At 39.6% G+C, this 8,685-nt stretch carries 11 protein-coding genes; 10 read left to right on the top strand and 1 reads right to left on the bottom strand.

The annotated features are described in order from the left end of the window. The first annotated feature begins 555 nt into the window (after positions 1 to 555). The 10 genes from ACIFOD_RS19945 to rsmI all read left to right on the top strand — a co-directional run bounded on the left by ACIFOD_RS19945 (position 556) and on the right by rsmI (position 7,905). A complete protein-coding gene (locus ACIFOD_RS19945; protein ID WP_428976848.1) occupies positions 556 to 756 on the top strand; it encodes a sigma factor G inhibitor Gin in 201 nt (66 codons plus the stop codon). Positions 757 to 886: 130 nt separating this feature from the next. After that, entirely contained in the window at positions 887 to 2,302 is a 1,416-nt protein-coding gene (locus tag ACIFOD_RS19940) for an aminotransferase class I/II-fold pyridoxal phosphate-dependent enzyme (protein WP_430315997.1), read from the top strand. 18 nt (positions 2,303 to 2,320) lie between these two features. Beyond that, entirely contained in the window at positions 2,321 to 2,953 is a 633-nt protein-coding gene (gene tmk, locus ACIFOD_RS19935; protein WP_430315996.1) for a dTMP kinase, read from the top strand. A gap of 144 nt (positions 2,954 to 3,097) precedes the next feature. Further along, the gene (locus ACIFOD_RS19930; protein WP_044340646.1) at positions 3,098 to 3,427 is read left to right on the top strand and encodes a cyclic-di-AMP receptor; all 330 of its coding nucleotides are present in this window, start codon (positions 3,098 to 3,100) and stop codon (positions 3,425 to 3,427) included. A gap of 15 nt (positions 3,428 to 3,442) precedes the next feature. Next, positions 3,443 to 3,883: a YaaR family protein gene (locus ACIFOD_RS19925; RefSeq protein ID WP_430315995.1), complete on the top strand. Its 441-nt coding sequence runs from the start codon at positions 3,443 to 3,445 to the stop codon at positions 3,881 to 3,883. Between the two features lie 17 nt (positions 3,884 to 3,900). Beyond that, positions 3,901 to 4,884: a DNA polymerase III subunit delta' gene (gene holB, locus ACIFOD_RS19920; protein WP_430315994.1), complete on the top strand. Its 984-nt coding sequence runs from the start codon at positions 3,901 to 3,903 to the stop codon at positions 4,882 to 4,884. Positions 4,885 to 4,891: 7 nt separating this feature from the next. Next, a complete protein-coding gene (locus ACIFOD_RS19915; protein ID WP_397554545.1) occupies positions 4,892 to 5,719 on the top strand; it encodes a stage 0 sporulation family protein in 828 nt (275 codons plus the stop codon). A 14-nt stretch (positions 5,720 to 5,733) separates the two neighbouring features. Then, positions 5,734 to 6,108, top strand: coding sequence for a DNA replication initiation control protein YabA (gene yabA / locus ACIFOD_RS19910; protein ID WP_113971027.1), 375 nt, complete (start codon positions 5,734 to 5,736; stop codon positions 6,106 to 6,108). A 144-nt stretch (positions 6,109 to 6,252) separates the two neighbouring features. After that, a complete protein-coding gene (locus ACIFOD_RS19905) occupies positions 6,253 to 7,008 on the top strand; it encodes a tRNA1(Val) (adenine(37)-N6)-methyltransferase (RefSeq protein ID WP_430315993.1) in 756 nt (251 codons plus the stop codon). A 24-nt stretch (positions 7,009 to 7,032) separates the two neighbouring features. After that, on the top strand, positions 7,033 to 7,905 hold the full coding sequence (gene rsmI / locus ACIFOD_RS19900) for a 16S rRNA (cytidine(1402)-2'-O)-methyltransferase (protein ID WP_430315992.1): 873 nt from the start codon (positions 7,033 to 7,035) through the stop codon (positions 7,903 to 7,905). An 81-nt stretch (positions 7,906 to 7,986) separates the two neighbouring features. Here rsmI and ACIFOD_RS19895 read toward each other — a convergent pair whose 3' ends face one another. Further along, entirely contained in the window at positions 7,987 to 8,268 is a 282-nt protein-coding gene (locus ACIFOD_RS19895; protein ID WP_044340639.1) for an AbrB/MazE/SpoVT family DNA-binding domain-containing protein, read from the bottom strand. Positions 8,269 to 8,685: the final 417 nt, after the last annotated feature.

The raw sequence follows: 8,685 nt of genomic DNA, 5'->3' as shown, positions 1-8,685 counted from the left end.
TATACAGCTGAGAGGGTAATCTACTTCAGAGGGTAATCACTCTGAGTATTTAGGTGATAATTGGTAAAAGACGCATAAAACGAAAAATTGACGCAATAATGGCCGAAAACGACGCAATTATCTCAAATCAAGGCAAAGTTATACCTAAACATACAGTACTAGCACCGTTAAAACAGGCACACACGTCCAAGATGCGTCACATTTTCACACAAAAACAACGTAACTTATACGATTTTGCAAGCTTCATAGCTTTCTATCCGCACATATGGGACATCCCACATCCATTACCCAACCCAATATAATGATCAACTTTCCAAATACCCAAAAATCATTTCCATTTCCCACCAAAATCTACCCTTCTTTTAAATGAATTCAGCACCAACTTCCACCCAATATCTTTTTTTTCACAATCTTTTTTATAGAGACATACACAGACAGGGCGATTGTAACATAAGATAAATTACACTTGATTATTCTGTCAGTTTAAAAGTTTGAAATAATGTATACAATTGGTGGTTTTGAGGCAGAATAGGTTGTATGGAGGTGGAGAGCCCTATGTTAAATCCAGAGCGTAAGGCGGCTTTAGAAGAGTGTATCGTTTGTCACGTTGAAAAGAAGATTGGAATCCATCTATACACATCGTTTATCTGCACAGAATGTGAGAAAGAAATGGTTCAGACAGAAACAAATGATCCTTTGTATAAAACATTCGTTCAACGGTTAAAAAAAGTGAATACTCCTCAAATCTATTCATAACCAGGAAGTACATTTGGTTATGATTTTTTTTGATTTTAGTAGGTAAAAAGTTTTCCTTTTTCCCTGGAGCATCGAACAGCCTGGGTGTGATACGATATGAGTGGATATTTTTTATGAGGAGATTTAGAGTATGAAACGAGATCAGGGGAGAACCCCTCTTATTGAGGCGATAGAGAAGCATCGGTCTGCCAAGCCTATCTCTTTTCATGTGCCGGGTCATAAAAACGGTTTATTGATGGATGATCAACCATTTTATCAATCTGATGTTACAGAGTTAAGCGGATTGGATGATTTACATGATCCTCATGAGGCGATACGTGAAGCGGAGGACTTGCTGACGGATGTATATGGGACGATGAATAGTTATTTTTTAGTGAACGGAAGTACAGTTGGAAATATTGCTGCCATTCTTGCTTCATGCTCACCGGGAGATTCTGTTTTCGTTCAAAGGAATTGTCATAAGTCGGTATTAAATGGAATCAAGCTTGCTAAGGCTGTTCCTATATTAATAGAAACAGAGTGGAATGACGAGGGAACCGCCCTTGGTATTCGTCTAGACGCTCTGAAAGAAGCATTGAAGGCACTTCCCCGGGTGAAGGCGTGTGTCCTGACGTATCCAACTTATTATGGGTTCACGTATAATATTGATCAGATAATCGAGGAATTACATAAACATGATGTGACGTGTATCGTTGATGAGGCACATGGTGCTCATTTTACATTGGGCAGCCCTTTTCCGGAGTCTGCAATTGAATGTGGAGCGGATATTGTCGTCCATTCGGCTCACAAGATGCTCCCGGCCATGACGATGGGATCGTATTTACACATCACAAGCTCCAGAGTGAGCGAGCGTAAAGTGAAAGAGTATTTAACTATGCTACAATCAAGTAGTCCATCGTATCCGATTATGGCATCCCTTGATTATGCCAGGTCCTATATCGGGACTTTTACGAAAGAAGATAAGGAACAGAACCTGAAAGAGATCAATAAGTTTGTACAAGCATTAGAGGGGGTTCATCCTCAACTCATTGTAAAGGGGACGGATGATCCACTAAAGCTTGTCGTGAAGCTTTCGGGAAGGTCAGGGTATACTCTACAACAGTTATTAGAGTCAGAGGGAATTTATCCGGAGCTTGCTGACCCCGATTATGTACTACTGATTCTTCCATTACTGAAGAAAGATCGATCTTTTCCTTATCAAGAAGCGATCAATCGAATACGCATGGCATTAGGGAATGAACCGATCATAGAAAAGATAAAGATTCATGAAACAAATCGTTCAAATAGCCAAGTGTTATATACTACATTGGCATTAAGCTTTGAGGATATGGAAGAGAAAGAGGAAGCACTCATTCCCCTTCACGCAGCAGAAGGAGAAATTTCAGCGGGAATGGTCACTCCTTATCCACCGGGAATTCCTCTGTTGATTCCAGGAGAACGAATCACCTCTCACGCCATTGAGCGTTTAACAGAGTATGTAAAGAATAAGGCAAACATTCAAGGTCATCACCGCTTAGATGAAAATCGTTTGTTTGTGTACCGATAAGCAAGTGGAGGGAAAGACATGTCAAAAGGATTGTTTATTACAGTTGAAGGCCCTGAGGGAGCCGGTAAATCAACGATATTAACGGAAATTTTTAACCGATTATTACAGGAAGGCTTTAATGTCATTCAGACGAGGGAGCCAGGAGGCATTTCCATAGCTGAACAGATTAGAGAAGTCATTTTAAATACAGGGAACACGGAAATGGATAAACGGACGGAAGCTCTTTTATATGCAGCTGCGCGACGACAGCATTTGGTTGAGAAAGTGATTCCCGCACTTGTAGAAGGGAAGATTGTGATTTGTGATCGATTTATTGATAGCTCCCTTGCTTATCAGGGGAATGCCCGTGGAATCGGTATGGAAGAGGTCATGAATATCAATCAATTTGCCATTGAGGATAAGATGCCGGATCTAACGTTATATTTTGATATCGATCCCGAAGAAGGGTTAAAGAGAATTGCGAAACATAATGGGAGAGAAGTGAACCGGTTGGATCTGGAATCGGTTGATTTCCATACGCGCGTCAGGGAAGGGTATCAGAAGTTAATAAAACAATATCCTGATCGTATTCAAGTCATCGATGCCAGCCAGAGCAAAGAAGCTGTATTTGGTGCTGCATATGGTATCGTGACCGATTACTTAAACAAGTAAGTTTGGTTAAAATAAAAAGGCGGACTTCTAAGCAAAAATTGGTGCTAAGAAGTCCGTCTCTTTTTTGGATGAAACATGTATGTAGATACTGTTCAATGATATAATAGAAGGAAGTATATGGCTTTAAAACGGAGGAATTGATTAATGAAGGTAATTATGGCAGTTGTACAGGATAAAGATAGCAATCGTTTGTCTAATGCCCTGATGGAACATAATTTTCGTTCGACGAAATTAGCAAGTACCGGCGGGTTTTTGAAGTCAGGGAATACCACGTTCATTATTGGTACAGAAGATATTCGTGTAGATAAAGCGTTACAGGTTATTAAAGAAAACTGTCAGTCACGGGATCAGATGGTGGCTCCTGTTTCTCCCATGGGTGGGAATGCAGATTCATACGTGCCTTACCCTGTTGAAGTAGCCGTTGGGGGAGCGACCGTATTCGTTCTTCCTGTAGAGCAATTCCATCAGTTTTAAAGTGAGGTTGAACCTATGAAAATTAACCAGGACCATCGGATTTCCTTAGATAAAGTAACGAAAGACCAGAAATCTAATGGAACAGGTCAAGTTAAATTCGGGCAGCTTGTTCATAAGCACGATCAGAAAATGCAGATGGACCAGCTCAGTAAACTGCTCGTCACAATAGAAGATGCCGGCAGTCGTTTAGCCAAATCAAGGTCCTTTAAAGATCTTGCTAAATATAAAACATTGGTCAAAAAATTTGTGCGTGAGGCCGTAGATTTCGGGATGGATTTGAAGCAATCTCATACGTGGAATCAGTATGGTGAAGGCAGAAAGCTCAATATAGTAGAAACCATCGATCAACAGCTGATTGACCTGACGGAAGATGTTTTAGATAAAGAAAAGAACTCCATTGATATTTTGGGAAAAATTGGAGAGATAAAGGGATTGCTTATTAATCTTTATATGTAAGAGAGTGATGTTAAGACATGTTGTTTGAAGAGATACAACCATTTCAGCCCGTCGTCCTTCAGATGCTTCAGAATAGTATTGTAAAGGATCGTGTCGCTCATGCTTATTTATTCGAGGGTGAAAAAGGGACACGAAAGAAAGAAATGAGCCTCCTGTTTGCCAAAGCATTGCTATGTGTGAACCGTGTAGATGGAAAGGCATGTGAAAGCTGCTCCAACTGCAAAAGGATCAATCATGGGAATCACCCGGACCTGCATCTGGTAGAGCCGGACGGTCTTTCGATCAAGAAGGATCAGATTAAAAGTTTGCAAGAAGAATTTTCGAAAACAGGTGTAGAATCCAAGAAGAAGATTTACATTATTGTTCATGGAGATAAAATGACAGCGAATGCGGCTAATAGCCTGCTTAAGTTTCTTGAAGAGCCGTTAGCTGATACCACAGCGATTCTCATCACAGAAAATATTCATCGCATATTGCCTACTATTCTTTCACGGTGCCAGACGATTTCCTTTAAGCCGTTACCGAAAGAACAGCTGACAAAACAGTTATTGGAAGAGGGGATTCCACCCCATTTTGCAACGCTGGCAGCCAATTTGACGAACCATTATGAGGAAGCTGTAGAAATATGTCAAAATGAGTGGTTTGCACAAGCAAGAATAATAGTGTTAAAATTATATGAAGTCCTCCAGAAAAGTCCCTTCCAAGCAATGGTCAAAATACAGGAGGATTTTGTACAGCACTTCAAAGAAAAAGATCAAGTCGATCGAGCATTAGATCTTTTACTTCTAATATATAAAGACTTACTTCATATCCAGTTAGGAAAAGAAGAACAGCTCGTGTACCCGGACCAAAAGGAAAACTGGAAATCAAACGCACTTCAAGTATCTACCAATCGTCTTTCTACTAATATGACGGCGATACTTGAAGCAAAACGCAAGTTAAACGCCAATATGAATTCGCAGCTGCTAGTAGAACAGCTTATGCTAAAACTGCAGGGGTGATGGTCCTTTGTACGATGTTGTAGGTGTACGCTTTAAAAAAGCGGGTAAAATCTATTATTTCGATCCGGGTGAATTGGATATTCAGAAAGATTCTTATGTAATCGTTGAAACCGTTCGCGGGATCGAATTTGGAAAAGTAGTCGTAGAGAGAAAGCAAGTCGGAGAAAATGATGTAGTGCTTCCATTGAAAAAAGTGATTCGTATCGCTGATCAAAAAGATCGATTAATCGTAGATGAGAACAAATCATCTGCGACGGAAGCCTACAATGTATGTTGTGATAAAATTAATCAGCATCAATTAGATATGAAACTGGTAGATGTAGAGTATACATTTGATCGTAACAAAGTCATATTCTATTTTACCGCTGATGGACGAGTTGATTTCCGAGAGCTAGTAAAAGATCTAGCTTCCATTTTCCGTACGCGCATAGAACTTCGTCAGATTGGCGTTCGAGACGAAGCAAAAATGCTGGGTGGTATTGGTCCTTGTGGCCGCATGCTATGTTGTTCTACCTTTTTAGGTGATTTTGAGCCGGTATCCATTAAGATGGCGAAGGATCAAAATCTATCCCTTAATCCAACGAAGATTTCAGGTTTATGCGGACGTTTAATGTGCTGTCTGAAATACGAGAACGACGAGTATGAAGCAGCGAAAGCGGAATTACCTGATATCGGAGAAGTGATTAAGACACCTCATGGAAAAGGTAAAGTGGTAGGTCTTAATATTCTGGAGCGTATTCTTCAAGTGGATATTAAAGAAGAAGAGCGGGTTCTGGAATTCACATTAGATGAAATCATGAACGTGGGTGCCGTATCATTCCAAGCCACAGAGTAACGGGGTGTAGTGTCGTGGATAAAAAAGAGTTCTTTGATTCAGTCAGTAACATGGAACAACAAATTGGTCATTTATATCATCAATTAGGTGAGCTCAAGCAATGTCTAGCTGAAATGTTGGAAGAGAATAATTCGTTGAAGCTTGAAAATGAGCATTTGCGCCGTAGACTGGAACAAACAGAGAACTCACCAAAAAAGGTACAAACAAACAGCGATGCGGGTACAACGAGTGAGTCAGACTTAGAAGATAAAGCACTGGATATAGGAGAAGGGTATGACAACCTTGCTCGATTATACCAGGAAGGATTTCATATTTGTAATATACATTTCGGAAGTCCACGGAAGGATGAAGATTGTTTATTCTGCCTCTCTTTCTTAAACAAGAAATAAGGAAAGAATAAATATCCCTGATATCCTACACTCTATAGAATAGAATACAGACTAAAAAGGGCTGATCCATACAAAATGGGATTGGTCCTTTTTAGTGATTAATATCGAAACAATATATAATAGAAGGAAAAGTGGAGGAAAGGCATGGTCGAGTTAAAAGAAGATGAACGTTTAGATTATTTATTGGCTGAAAATATGAGGATCATTCAAAGTCCATCTGTTTTCTCCTTTTCAACAGATGCTGTACTATTGGCCCATTTCAGCTATTTACCGATTCACAAAGGGAAAGTGGTTGATCTATGTTCAGGTAACGGCATCATCCCCTTATTGCTAAGTGCGAGAACCAACGTTGACATTACGGGGGTGGAGATTCAAGAAAGATTAATTGATATGGCACAGAGAAGTGTCGAGTATAATGGCCGTCAAAATCAAATAACCATGAAGCTGGGGGATGTGAAGGAGATCGCTCAGCTCCTTCATCATTCACACTATGATGTCGTAACATGTAATCCTCCATACTTTAATACTCCACCCGGTGATAAAAGAAACGTAAACGAACACTATGCGATCGCCCGTCATGAAATCCTTTGTTCCCTTGAGGATACCATTCAAGCTTCAAGCTATCTTCTGAAGCAAGGAGGAAAGGCTTCCTTCGTCCATCGTCCAGGTCGTTTGATGGACATCCTCTCGTTGATGAGGAAGCATCGTCTCGAGCCGAAACGATTGCGCTTCGTATATCCGAAGCCGGGAAGAGAAGCCAACACCATCTTAATAGAAGGAATAAAAGATGGGAAACCGGACCTAAAAATCCTGCCCCCCCTTTATGTGTACGATGAAGAGAACAAATATTCAAGGGAAGTATATGATATGCTGTTTGGAAAGAATGAAGATAAGGACTAAAGAAATGAGGAGGTGAGCTATTCAATGAACCAACAGAAAAGCTTTCAAGATAGTGAAAAAGGAAGTTTGTATCTTGTCCCTACACCGATCGGGAATTTAGAGGATATGACGTTTCGAGCCATCCGCATGATGAAGGAAGCGGCAGTGATTGCGGCTGAAGATACAAGAAATACAAAAAAGTTATGTAACTACTTTGAAATTGATACGCCGATCATCAGCTATCATGAGCATAATAAAGAAACGAGCGGACAGAAGCTGATTGAACGTATGGAAAGAGGCGAGCTCGTTGCCCTTGTAAGTGATGCAGGTATGCCATCCATTTCAGATCCGGGTTACGAACTGGTGAAAGAAGCAATCGATCACGAAATTGCTGTCATTCCATTACCGGGAGCTAATGCAGCCCTTACTGCTTTAATCGCTTCAGGATTGGCACCCCAGCCATTTTACTTCTATGGGTTTTTACATAGAGGGAAAAAAGATAAAAGAGCCGAGCTTGAAACATTAAAATCGGTGGAAGATACATTTATCCTGTATGAATCACCCCACAGATTAAAAGAAACATTAAAAGAATTACATGCGTCTTTAGGGAATAGACAAATCGTTGTTTGTCGTGAGCTCACGAAGAAGTTCGAGGAATTCATCCGTGGATCCCTGGAAGAAGTAATGGAATGGGCAAACGATGGGGAAGTACGAGGCGAATTCTGCTTATTAATTGAAGGAGCGGGTCCGTTGGAAAAAGAAGAGGAAGACGCCTGGTGGAGCCACTACTCCCTTCTGGATCATGTGCAGCATTACATGAACGAAAAAAGCATGACCTCCAAAGAAGCCATCAAACAAGTATCAAAAGAACGCTCCCTTCCAAAACGGGAAGTTTATCAAGCTTATCATGTTGAATAGAAAAGTGCAGAGATGCAAAATCAGTAAATAAAAAAGGACCGAGTCGATTTAGACTCGGTCCTTTGATATATGAACAACAAATTATTTTGTTTGTAGTGAATCCTGGATTTCTTTTAGTAATTGATCTGCACCTTCACGGCTAAGAACCAATTTACCGTTAGCAAGCTTGATGTTATCATCAGAAACTTCACCAGTGATTTGGCAAGTCATGCTTGGCTTATACTTTTTTAAGATGATTCTTTCGTCATCAACATAGATTTCTAAAGCATCTTTCTCAGCAATACCTAATGTACGACGTAATTCGATAGGGATAACGACACGACCTAATTCATCAACTTTTCTTACAATACCTGTAGACTTCATTTGAAAATCTCCTCCAAATAAATATTATTTATATCTCTCTAGTTCGTCAATATTCGACAAATTTCTTTTGTTGTTTCTATCATACCAACGATTAGGAATATCGTCAATAATTATATCTGTAAATTATTAAGAAAAAATGGATAAAAAAATGTTGTTTTAATAAGGTTTACGGTTTGTTGTAAAAAATTGTATTACCAATTAAATATTATTGTAATGAAAGTAATAAGTGAGAGAAATGTCGAATTATCTTTATTTAACCTATTGATTCGACAAAATTAGACAAAAATCTTCACTAGTTTCGACAATATTAAGATTCAACATTGTTTAGTTGCAGAAACCCTGTATTTTAGGTATATTTTGATGAGATAAGAGGTTAAGATGATAGGTAAGGCGCAGGTAATGGATGTACGTAACAAT

Source organism: Rossellomorea sp. NRS-1567 (assembly GCF_050467885.1).
GTDB classification, from domain to species: Bacteria; Bacillota; Bacilli; order Bacillales; family Bacillaceae_B; genus Rossellomorea; species Rossellomorea aquimaris_C.
The sequence above is the reverse complement of the archived record's forward strand: the minus strand, read 5'-3'. Positions and strand labels throughout refer to the sequence as shown.